The 17,905-nt window shown below is 60.6% G+C and carries 17 protein-coding genes; 13 read left to right on the forward strand and 4 right to left on the reverse strand.

All coding sequences use genetic code 11. The annotated features are described in order from the left end of the window. The first annotated feature begins 85 nt into the window (after window positions 1–85). From rpmJ to ACTQ48_RS00930, 9 genes are all read left to right on the forward strand, one after another. A complete protein-coding gene (rpmJ, locus tag ACTQ48_RS00890) occupies window positions 86–199 on the forward strand; it encodes a 50S ribosomal protein L36 (protein WP_006363204.1) in 114 nt (37 codons plus the stop codon). A gap of 14 nt (window positions 200–213) precedes the next feature. Further along, window positions 214–588 carry a 30S ribosomal protein S13 gene (rpsM, locus tag ACTQ48_RS00895; protein WP_154516058.1) on the forward strand — a complete coding sequence of 125 codons (375 nt, stop codon included), beginning with the start codon at window positions 214–216 and terminating at the stop codon, window positions 586–588. A 14-nt stretch (window positions 589–602) separates the two neighbouring features. Then, on the forward strand, window positions 603–1,007 hold the full coding sequence (gene rpsK, locus ACTQ48_RS00900) for a 30S ribosomal protein S11 (protein WP_006235274.1): 405 nt from the start codon (window positions 603–605) through the stop codon (window positions 1,005–1,007). A 19-nt stretch (window positions 1,008–1,026) separates the two neighbouring features. Then, window positions 1,027–1,623 carry a 30S ribosomal protein S4 gene (rpsD, locus tag ACTQ48_RS00905; RefSeq protein ID WP_006235275.1) on the forward strand — a complete coding sequence of 199 codons (597 nt, stop codon included), beginning with the start codon at window positions 1,027–1,029 and terminating at the stop codon, window positions 1,621–1,623. A 32-nt stretch (window positions 1,624–1,655) separates the two neighbouring features. Then, window positions 1,656–2,597, forward strand: coding sequence for a DNA-directed RNA polymerase subunit alpha (locus ACTQ48_RS00910; protein WP_154516055.1), 942 nt, complete (start codon window positions 1,656–1,658; stop codon window positions 2,595–2,597). 30 nt (window positions 2,598–2,627) lie between these two features. Beyond that, on the forward strand, window positions 2,628–3,110 hold the full coding sequence (rplQ, locus tag ACTQ48_RS00915; protein WP_271742473.1) for a 50S ribosomal protein L17: 483 nt from the start codon (window positions 2,628–2,630) through the stop codon (window positions 3,108–3,110). Window positions 3,111–3,202: 92 nt separating this feature from the next. Beyond that, window positions 3,203–4,027 carry a tRNA pseudouridine(38-40) synthase TruA gene (truA, locus tag ACTQ48_RS00920; protein WP_427717709.1) on the forward strand — a complete coding sequence of 275 codons (825 nt, stop codon included), beginning with the start codon at window positions 3,203–3,205 and terminating at the stop codon, window positions 4,025–4,027. A 35-nt stretch (window positions 4,028–4,062) separates the two neighbouring features. After that, window positions 4,063–5,223 carry a glycosyltransferase gene (locus ACTQ48_RS00925; RefSeq protein ID WP_441569884.1) on the forward strand — a complete coding sequence of 387 codons (1,161 nt, stop codon included), beginning with the start codon at window positions 4,063–4,065 and terminating at the stop codon, window positions 5,221–5,223. Window positions 5,224–5,355: 132 nt separating this feature from the next. Then, window positions 5,356–5,793: an arginine repressor gene (locus ACTQ48_RS00930; RefSeq protein WP_154516043.1), complete on the forward strand. Its 438-nt coding sequence runs from the start codon at window positions 5,356–5,358 to the stop codon at window positions 5,791–5,793. 172 nt (window positions 5,794–5,965) lie between these two features. Here the strand turns inward: ACTQ48_RS00930 and ACTQ48_RS00935 are convergent, their stop codons facing one another. Then, entirely contained in the window at window positions 5,966–8,158 is a 2,193-nt protein-coding gene (locus ACTQ48_RS00935; RefSeq protein WP_441569885.1) for a transglycosylase domain-containing protein, read from the reverse strand. Between the two features lie 160 nt (window positions 8,159–8,318). Between ACTQ48_RS00935 and ACTQ48_RS00940 the strand changes: the two genes are divergently transcribed. The 4 genes from ACTQ48_RS00940 (at window position 8,319) to ACTQ48_RS00955 (ending at window position 14,809) form a co-directional block, all read left to right on the forward strand. Beyond that, window positions 8,319–10,277 (forward strand): U32 family peptidase, encoded by a 1,959-nt coding sequence (locus tag ACTQ48_RS00940; RefSeq protein ID WP_441569886.1) that lies wholly within the window; start codon window positions 8,319–8,321, stop codon window positions 10,275–10,277. Window positions 10,278–10,373: 96 nt separating this feature from the next. Beyond that, window positions 10,374–11,585, forward strand: coding sequence for a tyrosine--tRNA ligase (gene tyrS, locus ACTQ48_RS00945; RefSeq protein ID WP_427717719.1), 1,212 nt, complete (start codon window positions 10,374–10,376; stop codon window positions 11,583–11,585). A 402-nt stretch (window positions 11,586–11,987) separates the two neighbouring features. Next, window positions 11,988–13,808 carry an adenine deaminase gene (locus ACTQ48_RS00950; RefSeq protein ID WP_441569887.1) on the forward strand — a complete coding sequence of 607 codons (1,821 nt, stop codon included), beginning with the start codon at window positions 11,988–11,990 and terminating at the stop codon, window positions 13,806–13,808. Between the two features lie 206 nt (window positions 13,809–14,014). After that, window positions 14,015–14,809 (forward strand): Cof-type HAD-IIB family hydrolase, encoded by a 795-nt coding sequence (locus ACTQ48_RS00955; protein WP_441569888.1) that lies wholly within the window; start codon window positions 14,015–14,017, stop codon window positions 14,807–14,809. Between the two features lie 117 nt (window positions 14,810–14,926). Here ACTQ48_RS00955 and ACTQ48_RS00960 read toward each other — a convergent pair whose 3' ends face one another. From ACTQ48_RS00960 to ACTQ48_RS00970, 3 genes are all read right to left on the reverse strand, one after another. Continuing rightward, window positions 14,927–15,769: a Cof-type HAD-IIB family hydrolase gene (locus tag ACTQ48_RS00960; protein WP_441569889.1), complete on the reverse strand. Its 843-nt coding sequence runs from the start codon at window positions 15,767–15,769 to the stop codon at window positions 14,927–14,929. 87 nt (window positions 15,770–15,856) lie between these two features. Continuing rightward, on the reverse strand, window positions 15,857–17,275 hold the full coding sequence (locus ACTQ48_RS00965; RefSeq protein WP_441044635.1) for a citrate synthase: 1,419 nt from the start codon (window positions 17,273–17,275) through the stop codon (window positions 15,857–15,859). Window positions 17,276–17,349: 74 nt separating this feature from the next. Next, window positions 17,350–17,637, reverse strand: a complete 288-nt coding sequence (locus tag ACTQ48_RS00970) for an ACT domain-containing protein (protein ID WP_006235289.1) — start codon at window positions 17,635–17,637, stop codon at window positions 17,350–17,352. Window positions 17,638–17,905: the final 268 nt, after the last annotated feature.

Genomic DNA, 17,905 nt, shown 5'->3' on the forward strand with positions numbered 1-17,905 from the left:
TGAAGACCAGCCATAGTTTTAAACGCCTGCGGCTGGGCGAGTAGATAGTAGGGAAGTAGTTTGAGCGCTACCGAAAGGAAGAACGATGAAGGTACGTCCTTCGGTCAAGAAGATGTGCGATAAGTGCAAAATCATTAGGCGCCATGGCAAGGTCCTCGTCATTTGCGAGAACCCGCGTCATAAGCAGCGTCAGGGTTAAGAGAGGAGACTACGTTGGCCCGTATTAATGGTGTCGACCTCCCGCGTGAGAAGCGCGTTGAGATCGGTCTGACCTACATTTACGGCATCGGCCGCACCACTGCGACGAAGATTTGCGTCGAGTGCAACGTTAACGTGGATACGCGCGTTAAGGACCTCACCGAGGATGAGGTTAACGCCATCCGCGAGTATATCGACAAGAACCAGATCATGGTTGAGGGCGACCTCCGCCGTGAGCGCAACCAGAACGTCAAGCGCCTTATGGACATCGGCTGCAACCGCGGCCTTCGTCACCGCAAGGGCCTCCCGGTCCGCGGCCAGCGCACCCACACTAACGCTCGTACCCGCAAGGGCCCGAAGCGTCAGATCGGTGCTAAGAAGAAGAAATAAGGAGCGCTAGATAGATGGCTACTGCTAAGAAGAACGTTCGCGCTGCCCGTCTGAAGCGCGCGGACCGTAAGAACATTTCCGTGGGCCAGGCTCACATCCGTTCTACGTTCAATAACACGATCGTTTCGATCACCGATCCCCAGGGCAACGTCATTTCCTGGAAGTCGGCTGGCCAGGTGGGTTTCAAGGGCTCCCGTAAGTCCACGCCGTTCGCTGCCCAGATGGCTGCCGAGGCTGCTGCCAAGCAGGCCATGGAGCACGGTATGAAGAAGGTTTCCGTCTTCGTCAAGGGCCCCGGCTCCGGTCGTGAGACCGCCATCCGCTCCCTCCAGGCTGCTGGCCTCGAGGTCTCGAGCATTCAGGACAAGACCCCCATCCCGCACAACGGCTGCCGCCCCAAGAAGCGTCGCCGCGTGTAACTGAAAGGATCGTATCAATATGGCAATCGACAGGACTCCTGTTCTTAAGCGCTGCCGTCAGCTCGGGATCGATCCCGCTGAGCTCGGTTACAGCAGCAAGAAGGAATCTATCCGTCAGCCCAAGCGCCGTCGCAAGGAATCTGAGTACGGCATGCAGCTGCGCGAGAAGCAGAAGGTCAAGTTCATCTATGGCGTTCTGGAGAAGCAGTTCCACGGCTACTTCAACAAGGCCCGTAAGATGAACGGCGTCACCGGTGAGAACCTCATGATCATCCTTGAGTCTCGCCTCGACAACGTTGTTTTCCGTCTTGGCTTCGCTCGCACCCGTAAAGAGGCTCGTCAGTCCGTCCGCCACGGTCACTTCACCGTGAACGGCAAGCGCGTGGACATCCCGTCCTACCGCGTCAAGGCCGGCGACGTCGTCGCTGTTGGCGAGAAGTTCCGTGACCTCCTCCCCATCAAGGAGGCTCTGATTTCCTCCGAGCGCTTTGAGGTCCCTGGCTGGCTTGAGGTCGATATCGAGAAGCTGTCTGGTAACGTGCTCGCTCTGCCGACGCGTGAGCAGATCAGCGGTGATATCAACGAGCAGCTCATCGTCGAGCTCTACTCTAAGTAGTCCATCCGGGCTGCTGAGGCTGGAGGTAATACATGTCAGAATTCATTAGGCCTCAGGTTCAGGTCGAAGAGATCAACGAGACGTCTGCTCGTGTCTCCGTCGAGCCGCTCGAGCGCGGTTACGGTGATACGCTGGGCAACTCCCTGCGTCGCGTTCTTCTGTCCTCGCTCGAGGGTGCCGCCGTCGAGGCTATTCAGATCGATGGTGCGCAGCACGAGTTCATGACCATCCCTAACATGGTCGAGGATGTCACTGACATCGTCCTGAATGTCAAGGGTCTTGTCTTCAGGGCTCTCGGCACGACCGACGAGGCGACCGCCACCATCTCGGTTGACGGCCCCTGCGAGGTCACCGGTGCGGACTTCTTTATTCCGTCCGAGTTTGAGTTGGTCAACCCCGAGCAGCACATCGCTACGCTCACCGAGGGTGGCCATCTCACCATGAGCATGCGCATCGGCTATGGCCGCGGCTATGTCTCTGGCGAGGCCAACAAGCGCGACAACGATCCCATCGGTGTGATCCACGTCGACTCGCTGTACTCGCCGGTATCCCGTTGCGCCAAGCTCGTTGAGGCTTGCCGTGTCGGTCAGCATACCGACTACGACCGCCTTGTCCTCGAGATCGAGACCAACGGCTCCATCGCCCCGCGCGACGCCGTGGTCCAGGCTGCCAATATCATCAACCAGCATATGGCTGCCTTTATGAACCTTGCCGAGACCCCCGAGGTCGAGGAGGAGGTTTCGATCTTCGCTCCCGAGGTCACCAACGACAACGCCGAGCTGGACAAGCAGATCGAGGATCTGGACCTTTCTGTCCGTTCCTACAACTGCCTTAAGCGTGCCAGCATTCACTCGGTCCGTCAGCTCGTTGAGTTCTCGGAGAACGATCTTCTGAACATCCGCAACTTCGGTGTTAAGTCGATCGAGGAAGTGAAGGACAAGCTTGAGTCCATGGGCCTGAGCCTGAAGGCTTAATGCTTCGCATATTTGAGGAGAAACTAGACCATGCGTCACAACGTTAAGAAGGGCCTGAAGCTCGGCACCGATGCGAGCCACACCAAGGCCATGAAGAAGAGCCTGGCCAAGGCCCTCTTCGAGAACGACCGCATCAAGACCACCGAGACCCGCGCTAAGGCGCTGCGTTCGGTTGTCGAGCCGATCATCACCTGGGCCAAGAAGGGCGACCTGCACTCTCGTCGTCTGGCTATCGCCAAGCTCGGCGATAAGCAGCTCGTTGCCGAGATCTTCGACAAGGCTGCTCAGGGCATGTGGCAGGATCGCAACGGCGGTTACACCCGCATCATGAAGCTCGGTAACCGTAAGGGCGACAACGCTCCCATCGTTATCATGGAGCTCGTCACCGAGCCTTGCACGCCCAAGGCCAAGAAGGCTGCTCCGGCCCCCAAGAAGGCCGCTGCTCCCAAGAAGGTCGAGGCTGTCGAGGAGACCGCTGCCGAGGAGGCTCCTGCTGAGGAGACCGCTGAGTAGACAATTCGTCTGCATAGGCTATATTCGAGGGGTACGTTCGCGTACCCCTCTTTTTTTGTCGCGATATCGTTGTTTGTTTGTTGGGAGCGCCCATGACCGCGCCGTCTGATTTCAATTTGACTCCAGAGCTCGATGCCACGTTGGTGTTTCGTGTTGCCTATGACGGCTCGTCCTATAGCGGATTTGCCGAGCAGCCGGGGCAGACGACGGTTGCCGGAGAGCTGCGTCTTGCCATAGAGACGCTCTTGCGCCGCTCAGTCGATTTGACGTGTGCCGGGCGCACCGATGCAGGGGTGCATGCGGTGGCCCAATACATCAGCGTGCCCGTTACGGACGCTGAGCTCGCTTTAACGCGCCGCAGGTGGCTGCGAGCTATGGATGCGCTGCTGCCCAAAGATATCGCCGTTAATGAGGTCTACAAGGCCCGTAAGGGCTTTTCTGCGCGTTTTGACGCACGTTCTCGGACCTATACCTACCGCATTGCCGATCGCGATGCGCGTCCGGTGCTATCGCGTGGTGCGGTATGGTGGCACCGTTATCCTTTGGACGTGGATGCGATGGCAGCCGCCTGCCCAGCGCTTTTGGGCGAACAGGACTTTAAGAGCTTTTGTAAGGTCGCTTCTGCCGTGGGCAAGCCAACGCATCGTTGCGTGATGCGTGCCGAGTTTGGCCACGAGGTCGCCTTTGGCGAGGATATCCTTACGTTTACCATCGAAGGCAATGCTTTTTTGCATTCGATGGTGCGCACCATCGTGGGAACGCTCGTCGAGATCGGCATGCATCGCCGCGATCCCGAGTGGATGCGCGAGGTGATTGACGCTTGTGATCGTACTGCTGCGGGTCCCACGGCGCCGGCGTGCGGCCTTACCTTTATGGGCGTAGATTATGACCCCACCGAGCTCGTCGCGCTCGAATAGGGGAGAAGCGAGAGCCATCTAAGTATGCTGCTCGTGTGGGCGAGCCGTGTGCAACATCTGTTCTTGGCGTGCAGCGCATCAGGCGACTCATTGCGTTTATTGCCGGGGTGTACCATGAACGGCAGTTGATTATTGCTGTCGAGAGGATGGATAACTTGCTTCGACGTGGCTCGCTTCCGCGACTTTCGGTGATCCTTGTTGTGGAGGGTTCACCCAGCTACGCGATGCGCGCACTCGAAAGCGTCCAAAACCAAGACCTCTACGATATGCAGATTGTCGTTGCATGTCGCAACGCTGCGCCGGGCGTTCGTCATTCGCTCGATGTTGCCGCGGGCAGAGATATTCACATCGATTTGATAGACGTTGACGATCCGTCGAGCGGAGCTTGCCTTCGCGAGGGTTTTGCCGCTTCGCGCGGGGCCCACATTATCGCAATGAGCGCCGACGAGTGGTTTGCGCCGCACGCGTTTTTGGCAATGCTCGATGTCGCTTGTGAGACCTCGGCAGATATCGTATTTCCCTCGGTGTCGCTCGATCGCTACGATACGCATCGGGAACGCCATTCTCGTATGTTGGACGCGCAATCCATTGCCCTTGCCGACGATGGAGACCGGGCTTTAGGCCTGGCCAAGCTGGTCGAGAGCGGTCTGGTTTGTCAAAATTCCGGCGTGATGTATGAACGCTCCCTGTTTGAGTTGTGTCTGCAGCATGCCGAGTCGTATCGTGCGATCGCCTTTTTGGCGCCTGCCCTTTCGCATGCGGAACGCGTATTTGGGTGCGCCGAAGCTTGTTTCCATACGGCCGCGCCATCGGTTGCGGATTCATTCGACCCCACCATGTTCTCGCGACTTTCCGACGACGCCAAGGCGCTTGAAGAGCTTTGCGTGCCATTTGACGCAATAGATGACGATAACCATCTAAAGCTGGCCTGCCAACGGTTTTATTATGACCGCTTGGTTGCTTGTATCGAGAATTTGTGCCTGAGCCCCCATGGGGTGTCTTCAATTGAGCGCACGGCACGATTGCGTGATATGCTCAACGACGTGCGGACCCGCCAGATGGCGGTGGCCCTTAAGGGAGAGCGCCGAGGCCTTGGGCTTTTGTTTGGGCCGATTGCCAACGTTAAGCCTATGCGCTGCGTTATGTATGCGCATCTGGCTGCTTTTTTGAACAGAACGGGCGCAAGGATAGCCTAGCTGTGTCATATTCGAAAATAATTTGCATATAATTGTTTCGAAATGCGTTCTTATTCACAAATAGCCTCAAATAGCGCTAAACTATTCAATCACTGATAGATTGTCTTCGCCATCTATGAAGTGAGGTTTTATATGGCTAAAAAACGCAACGGGCGCCAGGATGCCATCAGAGATATCGTGCGCAATAAAGACGTGCGTACGCAGCGCGTGCTGGTGGACGAACTCCGCGCCATGGGCTTTGATTGCACGCAGGCGACGGTTTCGCGTGACATCGCCGATATGGGGCTGCGCAAACTGCCCGAGGGCATCTATGTTCTGGCTGAGGACCTGCACCTGCAGCGCATGGTCTCCGAGCTGGTTACCGGTGTGTTGCGTACCGACAACCTGGTTATGATTAAGGCTCAGCCCGGCACCGCCTCGGGCATTGCCGCGGCTGTCGATGCGGCCGAGCTGCCCGATGTGCTCGGATCGCTTGCCGGCAATGACACGATTTTGGTTATCGCTCAGACTGCCGAGGATGGCGAACGCCTCGAAGCGCTGATTAACAAGCTCAGTGCCGCGCGTAAATAGCTTTACGCGCGTAAACAACGCCAGCTAAGACGGCAGAAATACAGGGGCGTCGGTTTTGAGCCGACGCCCTTTTTGTGACGGTCCTGTCTTGGCATCTCGATTGCGCGCGATATGCCATGTATGTCCCAACAAAAAGCGCCCGAGCATTTGAGCTGCTCGGGCGCTTTGCTATCTACTGACCTGTGGAAGGATCGGGGGTCGGGCTAGGGCTGGGATCGGGGGTCGGGCTAGGGCTGGGATCGGGGGTCGGGCCAGGGTCGGGGCTGGGGCTGGGGTCGGGGTTGGGAGTAGGGGTGGTACCGCCGCCATCGCCTTCGCCGCCGGTGTTACCGCCCTCGCTGCCGCTCCCGCCGGTGGTCTCCTCCTCTTTTTCCTCGTCTTCGTCCTTATCCTCGCCCTCTTCCTTCTTCTTGTTGTTGGCGCCGTAGAACTTCCAGACGTTATTGTTCTTGTACGTGGGAGCCGTTCCGGTCGGGAACTCCTCGCGCTCGGCGCCCGCAAGAACGGTGTTCATGAACTTCTTAAAGACGGGCAGGTTGGTGCTGTCGCCCAGCAGGTCCGAACCGTACTTTTGGATGGGAATCTCGCCTGCGGAATAACCGGTCCACAGGGCGCATGCCAGTTGCGGCGTGTAGCCGCAGAACCACAGGTTGGTGGTGTTGTCAGTGGTGCCCGTCTTGCCGGCATAGGGCTGGTTGACGCTCAGCGCGCCGGCGGCACCCGTGCCGCTGCCCTGCATGACGCCGGATAGAACGTCGGTAACCGCGGCAGCCTCACCTTCGGTGAGCACCCGCGTGGGATTGTCGGTGTGCTGGTACAGAACCGAGCCGGTACGCGAGTCGATCTCGGTGATGGCGATCGGCTGGCGATAATAGCCGCCGTTGGCAAAAGCGGCGTAGGCCGATGCCATCTCGAGCGGTGAGATGGACCCGGTGCCGAGCGTCATGACGGGAACGTCCTCGATATTGTCCTTGGCGGGATCGATGCCGAGCTTTTTGACGAGCGACATGATCTTGTCATTGCCGATGGCTTCGGCCACCTGAATATAGCCGGTGTTGGATGAGTATGCCGTTGCCTGCTTAAGCGTGATGTTGCCATAGCTCTGGTTGCCATAGTTTTGCACCTCGGTCGTGGTGCCCTTGGCCTTGAGTGGCGAGTTGCAGTTGAGAATGACGTTGGGGTTCATGCCGTTTTGGATGGCAGTTGCCAGCGTAAAGGCCTTAAACGTGGAGCCCACGGGACGCTTGGCCGTGGCGTGGTTGACGTGGTTCTGGTCGGCGTTGTAGTCGTAGCCGCCCACCATGCACTTGATGTAGCCGGTCTTGGGGTCAACGACAACCATGCCCATGTCCAGGCCATCGAGCGAAAGCGTGTCGAGCTGTGAGCGCACAGCCTCCTCGGCCACCTGCTGCATGGTGGGGTCGATGGTGGTCTTAACAGTCAGGCCACCCTTAAAGAGTACGTCGGTGGAGAACTCCTGCTCGAGCAGCTGCTTGACGTAGGAGACAAAGTAGGGCTGTGAGTATACGTCGACGCCGCTGCCCGAGATCTCGGTCACGTTGAGGGTGATGGGCTCAGCCTGCGCGGCATCGTGCTCTTCCTGCGTGATGTGGCCCAGGCGCAGCATGTTGTCGAGCACCTTATTGCGGCGGGAAAGCGCCAGGTCGGGATTGACCGTGGGGTCGTACTGTGAAGGCGAGTTGGGCAGACCGGTGAGCAGCGCGGCCTCGCTCAGGGTGAGGTCGGAAGCACTCTTGGAGAGGTAGGTCTCGGCGGCGGCCTCGATGCCATAGGCGCCGTGGCCATAGTAAATGGTGTTGAGGTACATCATGAGGATCTCGTCTTTGGAGTACATGTCCTCCATCTTGATGGCGATATAGGCCTCGCGCACCTTACGCTCGATGGTCGAGTCGAACTGCTCCTCCTGCAGGATGGTGTTGCGCACCAGCTGCTGGGTGATGGTCGAGGCTCCTTCGTGGCCGCCGGCAAGGGTTGCCACCGAGGCACGCGCGATGCCCAAGAGGTCGATTCCGCCGTGCTCGTAGAAACGCTCGTCCTCGACGTCGATCGTGCCCTGCAGGACGTACGGGGAGACCTGGTCCTTGGTGATGGACTTGCGGTTTTGGGTATAGAAGCTGGCGATCTTGTTGCCGTTGCAGTCAACAATCTCGGTAGGCTCGCTGACCAGATAGGCGTTGGCGTCGGTGTAGTCGGGCAGGTCGGACAGCCAGCGGTTGACGTTGCCGATCATGCCGATGCCAAATGCTACGCCCGCGATGAGCAAAAAGCCCAAAAGCGAAAGCAGGATGACGGGCAGGACGTGCGTCTTAGAGCGACCGTGTCCCTGTCGTTGGCGAGGACCCATATGTTGACCTCCAAGTATGTCGTGCCAGGCGGCGGGTATGCGTCGGGCAGGATGGACATAAGTTATTACACGATAAACCAATCGAGCCGCGCGAAGCCTCGTGTATGCTGGTTGACGGCAATTAACAGAGTGATTGCATACCTTGGTAAGGAGTTTGCCGATGGCGATTTGGGCGACGGAGCCTAGCAGACAATGCGGGAATGGGACGCCAACATCGGGTCTGGCACTGCCCGAGCTGTTGGCTCCGGCTGGCGGGCTCAATCAGATGCTCGCCGCGATCGCGGCAGGTGCCGATGCCATTTATGCCGGGTTGAGCGGATTTAACGCCCGCGTGAGTGCGCACGGGTTTAGTGATGACGAATTTGCGCGCGGGTGTGCCGTGGCGCACGCCCATGGTGTGCGCGTGTACGTGACGCTCAACGTATTCGTGTTCGACGACGAGCTGTCCGATGCCGTGGCACTGGGGGCACATGCGCATGCGCTGGGCGCCGATGCATTGATCGTGGCAGATGCGGGCCTAGCCCGCGCGCTGCATGCGGCAATTCCGGGGGTCGAGATTCATCTGTCCACCCAAGCGGGCGTCCATAGCAAGGGGGCCGTGCGTTTGGCGGCTGACGAGCTGGGGGTCGAGCGCGTGACGACGGCGCGCGAGCTGACCGTGGCAGAGATTGCGACGCTCTGCGCTACCGGTGTGCCCATCGAGGTGTTCTGCCATGGCGCCATATGCATTGGCTATTCGGGCGCGTGCGAGTTTTCGGCCCTGCGCCGCGGACGGTCGGCGATGCGTGGCGACTGCACGCAGCCGTGCCGCCTGGCATACGATTTGGTGGATGAGGCTGGGGAGAGCGTCGTTGCCGTCGAAGGCGATCGTCTGCTCTGCCCGCGTGACTATCTGGGCATTGCTCATTTACCCGAGCTTGTTGCTGCCGGGGTGGCGTCGCTCAAGATTGAGGGTCGTATGAAGAACCCCGACTACGTCTACAACGTGGTGCGGGCGTGGCGCCGGGCGCTCGATATGCTGCGTGATGGCGCGTGGGATCCCGATGCCGTGCAGGCGCTCGAACGTGAGCTGGGAAGGTCGTTTAACCGCGGGTTTACCGACGCGTATCTGCGAGGCCGCTCGGGCGCGGAGCTTATGAGTTTTGAACGCGCGATCAACCAGGGCGTGCGTGTGGGCCGTTTGGTTGCCGTGGGACACGAGGAAGTGACCGTCGAGCTCGATGCCGCCGTGGCGGCGGGCGATACGCTCGAGATCAGGTTTTACCCGGGCGCCGACGCGCGCCCCGATGTACCTAAACGCTGGCCGCAAGTTCCCTGCCCGGTGGATGCCGCGGCGGGGGAGCGCATCGTTGTCCATTGCAAGCGCAAGGTCGACGCGGGCTGCGAAGTGTATCTGATTCGCAGCGCTGGTGTGCTTGAGCAAACGGCGGCGGCACTGGAGCGCATGCGGGCCGAGGCCGATGCGGTCGCGCTTGCGAAACGCGCTGTCGAGACGCTGCCGTTTGCGGGCGTTCTGATGGATGGTGGCGCGCAGCCGGAAGAACCTGCAGAGTCTGTCGCCGCTCGCTTGGTCTTTGCCTGGCAGCTGATGGACCAGGACCCAAACGAAGAGCTCGACCTGTCCGATGCGACTGTTGTGCTCGACGAGGTCTGCCGTGTGGGCGATATCGAGCGCACTCGGTCGCTCATGCAGCGCGCCGGCCGCATCGTCTGTCGTAATCTGGGACAAGTGGCGATAGCTCGCGAACTGCGCGTCGTCTTTGACGTGGCAGCGCCGGTGTTCTGTGCGAACCGGGCAACGCTCGCTTGGTTGCGAGGGCTTGGGGCGCAGCGCGTGTTTTTGCCTGCCGAACTTGTCGCTCACGATGCGAAACGCGTTGCCGAGCTTGCCGCCTGTCCTGGCGTCCTGGGCCCCGTCGATACCGATCGTCCCGAGCTCATGGTGTGCGAGCACTGCCTGCTGACCGCAGAGGGCGTCTGTGCCACCGATGCGACGGGACAGGCCTGTTGCCGCGACTGTTTGCGTCGCCGGCAGACGCGCTATCTGGTTGAGCGTGACGGTACACGTCTGCCAGTTGCCATCGACGCATGCGGCAGGACGAGGATTTTCCTGTCGTAGGTGCTGCGTCGCGTCAGTTTGTTATCATATGAGAGTTTATGGACTTCCAGCACCGCCGTTTTCGGCGAGGGTGCTATAGCAAAAGGAGGATACCCAATGCTGTCTGTTGACGAGCAAATGCGTATCATCACCTCGGGCGCCGCGAAGATCGTCCCCGAGGCCGACCTTCGTAAGAAGCTTGAGAAGGGTGAGCCCCTCAACATCAAGCTCGGCGTCGATCCCACCAGCCCCGACCTGCACCTGGGCCACGCCGTGCCCCTGCGCAAGATGCGCCAGTTCCAGGACCTGGGCCATAACGTCACCCTGATCATCGGCAACGGTACCGCGCTGATCGGCGATCCTTCGGGCAAGAACTCCACCCGCCCGCAGCTTTCTCAGGAGCAGATCGAGGCCAACGCCGAGACCTACGTGAGCCAGGCCATGAAGATCTTGGACCCCGAGAAGACCACCATCGTGCACAACGGCGACTGGATCTTGTCGATGGACCTGGCCGGTCTGCTGCAGGTGTGCTCCAAGTTCACCGTCGCCCGCATTCTTGAGCGCGATGACTTTACCAAGCGCTATCAGTCCCAGACGCCGATCGCCCTGCACGAGTTCCTGTATCCCGTGATGCAGGCATACGATTCGGTCATGATCAAGGCTGACGTGGAGATGGGCGGCACCGACCAGCTTTTCAACCTGCTCGCCGGCCGTGAGCTCATGGAGAAGATGGGCATGGAGCCGCAGATCGCGCTCACCATGCCGCTGCTCGAGGGCACCGATGGCGTCCGTAAGATGTCCAAGTCCTATGGCAACTACATCGGTCTGACCGACGCGCCCAAGGATATGTTCGGCAAGACCATGTCCATCCCCGACGAGATGATCGGCAAGTACTACCGCCTGGCGAGCTCGCTCACCCCGGCCGAGGTCGACAAGATCGACGCTGCCCTGGCCGATGGCTCTGCCGATCCCTATGAGCTCAAGCGCGCTCTGGGCCGCGACCTGTGTGACACCTACCACGGCGCCGGTGCCGGCGACGAGGCTCAGGCCGAGTTCGACCGCGTGTTCAAGGAGGGCCAGCTCGCCGACTTCCCCGAGAAGCATATTGAGCTGACCGTAAACGACGAGGGCCAGATTTACCTTGCCGGCCTGCTCAAGGACCTGGGTCTTTCGGCCAGCGCCGGTCAGGCCCGCCGCGACATTGACGGCGGCGGTGTCAAGATCAACGGAAAGGCCGTGGCTCCCAAGAGCTACAACATCGACCCCAGTGCCCTCAAGCTGGGCGACACCCTCTCCGTGGGCAAACGCAAGGGCTTTAAGCTGATTTAGTTACGCGGTTTTACCAAACCGCGTAACCGGTCGACGCTGCCCTCAGTTCCGCCGTTCTAACGAACGGCGGACCGGTCGACGCTGCGCGGGCTCCAGAGCGACAACTTGTCATTCAAAGAGGACGGCATGACCAGAAGGTCTATGCCGTCCTCTTTTCATGCCAATCTGTTCGCTCTGGAGTCCGCTCGCTGTCCGTCCTCCACCTACGGCGTTGTCCCGGTTGGCACTTAGGGACGTTTCTTTTTGGTACAAAGCAGCCTGTCCCCATTGCGCCAAGCGGTGTGTGCCGTTAAGCAGAGGGGCGTATTGCTGGCCCATCGTTTGGGCATACAATGGCTATTGGCTTGCTGCGGTGAAGGTCTGTCCGCTCCGCAGCTTTTTTCTACGGTTAAAGGAGTATGTATGTCCGTTGAGGTCATGAGGTCTGTGATCGATGCCGCCGAGGGCCGCGTGCCCGTCGACACGCTGTTTACCAACGCGCAGATCGTTGATGTGTACGGTCAGCGCGTGGCGCCCGGTAGCGTCGCCGTCAAGGACGGCGTGATCGTCGGTGTTCTCTACGATGGTCGAGATGACGCTGCTGGCACGTACGAGGCAGCTGAGGTTATCGACTGTCAGGGTCGCTATCTCGCACCCGGTTTTATTGACGGACACTTGCATATCGAGTCTTCGAACATCCGTCCCGCCGAGTATGCGCGCATGGCGGCGACGCGTGGCACCACCACCGCTATTGCCGACAGCCACGAGATCGCTAACGTTTCCGGCCTAGACGGCCTGCGCTTTATGATCGAGGACGGTTGTCGCGCACCCATCTCCATCAAGTACATGATGCCTTCGTGCGTGCCCGCACTGCCCGACGAGCAGGCCGGTGCCGTCATCACCGCTGCCGATATGCAGGCGTTTTTTGCCGAGCATCCGGGCGACGTCTTTGGTCTGGGCGAAATGATGAACCTGCCGGGTGTCTTTATGGCCGACCCCGAGACCTGCGCTCGCATCGATGCTGCCAACCAGACGCCGTCCAAGCAGGTCGACGGTCATGCTCCGCTTGTTGCCGGCAAGGATCTCAACGCCTATGCCGCGGCGGGTATTATCGCCGACCACGAGTCGACGATTCCCGAGGAAGCGCTCGACAAGCTATCCCGCGGCATGTATGTCATGCTGCGCGAGGGCACCTGCAGCCATGATCTTGCCAACCTGTCGCCTATGCTGCTGGAAAACCCCGCCCGTGCTCGCCGCTGCTGCTTTGCGACCGACGACCGCGCTCCCTCCGACGCGCTTTCGACCGGCATGATCGACAACGCCTGCCGCGTGGCCATCGAGGCCGGCATCGACCCGGTGGTCGCCATCTCCATGGCGTCCCTTTCCACGGCCGAGGCCTTTGGCCTGGACCACGGTTGCCGCGATCCGCATGAGCTCCGCGGCGCCATCGCTCCGGGCAAGCGTGCCGACCTGCTGGTACTCAACGATCTGACGTTTGCCACGGCGCCGCATCGCGTATATGCCGCCGGTGCTCTGGTGGCGCAGGATGGCACCTTTGTGGGCGAGATCGCACCCGAGATGGCTGAGGTTGCGGCCCTTGCCGACGAGCTGCGCGCCTCTGTTAAGCTGCCGAAGCTTTCGCTCGACGTTTTCGACTATGCCTTTAAGCCGGGCGAGGCTGTGATTGACGTGGTGCCGGGTAAGGCCATCACGGGTATGGCTCGCCCCGAGAGCGCCGAGGGCCTGCGCCGCATTATGCTGATTGAGCGCCATGGCCGCGGCGTGTCGCTGCAAGCCGAGGGCGTCGACGGCGACGGCCCCGCTGGCCTGGGCCTGGTCGGCAAGCATATCGGTCGCGGCTGGGTGCGCGGTTTCACCATCACCGGTGGTGCCATTGCCTCCACGATCGGCCACGACTCGCACAACGTGTGCGTGGTGGGCGACAACGCCGCCGATATGATGGCTGCTGTTGAGGCCGTGGGCCAGGGCGGTCACGTGCTGGTGCGCAACGGCGAGGTCGTGGCGCGCATTCCGCTGGCGCTCGGTGGCCTGATGAGCGAGGGCACGGCCGAGGATGTCGCAGCGCAGCACGACGACTTTATGGTCAAGGCGCGCGCCATGGGTATTGAGCCGCCGCTCGACCCCATCATGGGCATCATCTTCCTGCCCCTGCCGGTCATCCCGACGCTCCGCATCCGCCCCGAGGGCATGTTCGACGTCACGACCTTCACCTACGCCGACTAATCATCGGGGACGTTCTTAAACGACTAGTCGCTGGGGACACTCTTTGGCGTGTCGCCTGACGCCGCGACCGTGGGCTCTCTGGCGCGCGTGAGCTATTTGCCAGGTCTATGTAACGTTTATGACTGCGGGGTCTTATTTGAGCTCCCTTTGGGTACGTTGGAATCGGATACACGTTCGATTCCAGCAAGCCCGAAGGGAGCTTTTCTATGTTTAAGCTGATTGCATCCGATATGGACGGCACGTTGCTTGACGAAAACGGCCAGGTGCCTCCCGAGACCTACGAACTGATTTTGGCGCTACGCGAGCATGGCGTGCATTTTGCCGCATCGTCAGGCCGCCGCTACGATCGCCTGTGCGAGTTCTTTGCACCCGTTCGCGACAAGATGGACTTTGTCGCAGCTAACGGTGCCCAGGTCTACGCCGACGGCAAAATGGTAGACCGCGAGGTGTATTCGCACCTGGCGATTCGAAAGCTCGCCCAGGCCGTCGCGACGTTTCCCAATTTGCATCTTGCACTCTTTGACCGAACCAAGTCCTTTTTGCTCGATGACGAGTGCAAGTTCGTACGCGAGGTCGATAAGGACCTTCCCAATGCCGAGCGCATTTGGGAGCTGCCCGATCCCAGCGTAAATATCATCAAGGCGAGTATCTTTTGCGATGACTGTGCCGTTATGGACAGCGCCTACGTGCTACAGCGCGAACTCGGCCAGTTCTTTACCTTTGCGCCTTCGGGCAACGCGTGGATCGATGCCATGCAGCCCGGTGTGTCGAAGGCCTCGGGCATCGCACAGCTCATGGAGCACTATGGCGTCGAACGCGACGAGGTCATGGCGTTTGGCGACTCGATGAACGACTACGAGATCATTCGCTTTGTCGGCACGGGCTGCGCGATGGAAAACGCGCGCCCCGCGCTCAAGGCGGTTGCTGATCGCGTCGTAGGCTGCAACAGCGACCACGCCGTTCAGCAGGAGCTCCGTCGCGTGCTGGAGAGTCTCGCCTAATTCGGCAGATGGGGACAGTCCTTGCAGCGCCCCGCGAAGAGTGCCCCCAACGACTACTGTGACCAGGGTAGCTAAAAAGCCCCGTCCCAAATTAGCTACCCTGCCGGGTTGCTGCTGCTAGGCGAGGGCGGCCATGATGGCGCGGGCGACGCCGTCGTGGTCGTTGTCGTATTCGGTGATGGCGCCGGCGGCTTCGCGGTCCTCGGGCTCGGCATTGATCATCGCCGTACCGTGGCCCGCTACCTGCAGCATGGGGATGTCGTTGATGTTGTCGCCGAACGCCCAGGCGTCGGCGAGAGGCTCGCCCAGATGCCCACATAGCCAAGCCAATGCCGTTCCCTTGGTGGCGCCCCCGCCCATGACCTCGATATTCATGGCGTACGAACGCGTGACCTCAATGCCTTCGAGTGTGTCGAGCGCCGCCACGATAGCATCGCGGTCGGCTGAGTCGTGCCAGTACATGGCGATGCGTTCGAGCACCTCGACCTCGTCGATTTTGCTGTCGATATCCATGTCGATCGGCGTTCGCGTGCGCTTGAGCGAAGCCGCGATGTGAGGATCTCCGCCGCAGAATTCGTCCAGGCGCGTGTAGAGCGAGCGGGGGAGGAAGCACTGCCCGTCCGCGAAGATATCGAAGGTCACATCGTGGCCGGCGGCAATGCTATGGACGCGGTGGGCGATGGCGCGGTCGAGCGGTCGGCTCAATATGCACTTGGCGCGTGAGGCATCGGTGGGCACATCCTCGTCGAGCTGCCAGACGCTAGCGCCATTGGCGCAGACCGCGTAGTGCACGGCGGGATGGGCGAGGATGGCCTCAAAGACGCCCGACAGCGGACGCCCCGTGCACGGTACAAACTCAATGCCGCGACGTGCGAGCTCGTCGAGCATCGCCCAGGTGGCGTCGCTCATCTGCTTGTCACTCGTCAACAGTGTTCCATCCATATCGGAAAAAACAATCATTCGATACAGCCCTTTCTGCTGGCATAAAAAGCGTGGCCGAGGGCGGTGATGCCCTGGCCACGCTCGTGTTCTATAACGGTGCGCGTCCTAACGGTCGGCGAGTGGCTTGTACTCCAGTGGCTCGATCACCGGACGGTATGCCGGGCGAATAATACGGTGTGCGCAGAAGAGCTCTTCCATGCGGTGTGCCGACCAGCCTGCCATGCGGGCCACGGCGAACATCGGCGTAAAGAGCGTCTCGGGTACGCCGAGCATCTTGTAGATAAAGCCCGTGTACAGGTCAATATTGGCGCAGATGGGCTTGGTCATGCCATGGTCGCGCATGACCTGGGGCGCCAGGCGCTCGATGCGCTCGATCAGCGCGAATTCCTCGCCCAGATCTTTCTTGGCGGCGAGCGAACGTGCGTAGTGGCGGCAGACCTCGGCGCGCGGGTCGCTGAGCGTGTAGACGGCGTGCCCCATGCCGTAGATGAGCCCCGTGCCGTCAAAGGCCTGCTTGTCGAGAATCTTGCTCAGATATGCAGCGACCTCGTCATCGTCTTCCCAGTTGGAAACATGCGCGCGAATGTCCTCGTGCATGGATACGACCTTGGCGTTGGCACCGCCGTGACGCGGGCCCTTGAGCGAGCCGATAGCCGCGGCGTAGGCGGAATACGGGTCGGTGGCCGAAGAAGACAGCACGCGGCAGGCGAAGGTGGAGTTGTTGCCGCCGCCGTGCTCGGCGTGGAGCATGAGCATCACGTCGAGCAGCATGGCCTCGTCGCGGGTGAACGCCATGCCGCCGCGCAGCACCTGCAAAATGGTCTCGGCCGTGGACAGGCCGGGCGTGGGGTGCGGCACATGCACCTCGGAGCCGCGACGCTTGGCGACCGAAGCCATGTGCGCGAAGGCGGCAATACGGGGCAGACGGGCGAGCATGGAGATGGCAACATCGATCTCGTGCTCGGGGGTGATCACGTCGGGCTCGGCGTCGAAGGCATAGAGCAGCAGCACGGCGCGCTGAAGCACGTTCATGATGCTCGACGACACCGTGGTCATCGGGAATTCCTTAACGTACTCGTCGCTCAGGTGCCTAAACGCGCCCAGACGCCCGCAAAAGCCGTCGAGCTCATCCTTGTTGGGCAGCGAGCCCGTAATGAGCAGGTAGGCGACCTCTTCGTAGCCATAGCGGTCCTCGGCCTGGGCATTGTTGACGAGGTCCTCGATGTTGTAACCACGCAGCGTGAGTCGACCCTTGTCGGGCACGACCTGGCCGTCGACCTTGTTGTAGCCGTGCACGTCCGAGATACGGGTGAGGCCCGCGACCACGCCCGATCCGTCGGCATTGCGAAGACCGCGCTTAACATTGTGCTCGACAAACAGGCCCTCGTCATAAGGCTCGGTGGGCATGCCGTAATACAAATTTTCGCTTTCGGGCGCAATCTGGCGGCTGGCCTCGTAGTCCAGGACCAGGCGGCTCAGATGGTCATCGAAGCGGTAATAGATTTTCTTGGCGTCGTAGGCCATGTGCGCTCCTCTCCGGGCCATGTGGCGACGTTGCGCCTGGGCGCACGTTGGGCCGTCGTCACGCAGCCTGTTCGCTACAGGCGGTACATAAAGTTAAAGACGTCCTCGCGCTGGATGGACACGTTGACGCCCGAAAGCTCGCCGGCCTCGGCCAGGGCCTTCTGCAGCTCGGCGAAGTCGAGCTTGGACTCGGCGGTGTCGGCCAGCATGGTCATGGTGAAGATGTCCTCGATAATGGACTGCGTAATGTCGCGGATGTCGACATTGGCTTCGCCCAGGACGCGGGTGACGCCGGCGACAATGCCGGGGCGGTTCTTGCCAAGGACGGTGATGACGATACGGGAGGACGAGATCTCGGCCATGGGAAACCCTTTCGCGTGTTGGCGGCGCGCGGCGGCGCTCCGCTACGGTACAGTGTTCATCATTGTACCTGTCCCGTGCAAAAAGGGGCACCTTTGCTGCGGCGTTACACGTCTGCAACATGGAGCGCTTGTCTCGTAGGGTGTATTTTTGGCACCCTGGACAGCTCGGGCGGCTCTGTTGGCGCCGCGATCGGGCAGATTCGCCTGTGCGCTCCGGCGTAAAGACCGTGAACCTTTTGTGGGACGCTCGACGCCGTGGTACCATAGC

The organism is Collinsella sp. Sow4_E3, from assembly GCF_052116285.1.
Taxonomy (GTDB): domain Bacteria; phylum Actinomycetota; class Coriobacteriia; order Coriobacteriales; family Coriobacteriaceae; genus Collinsella.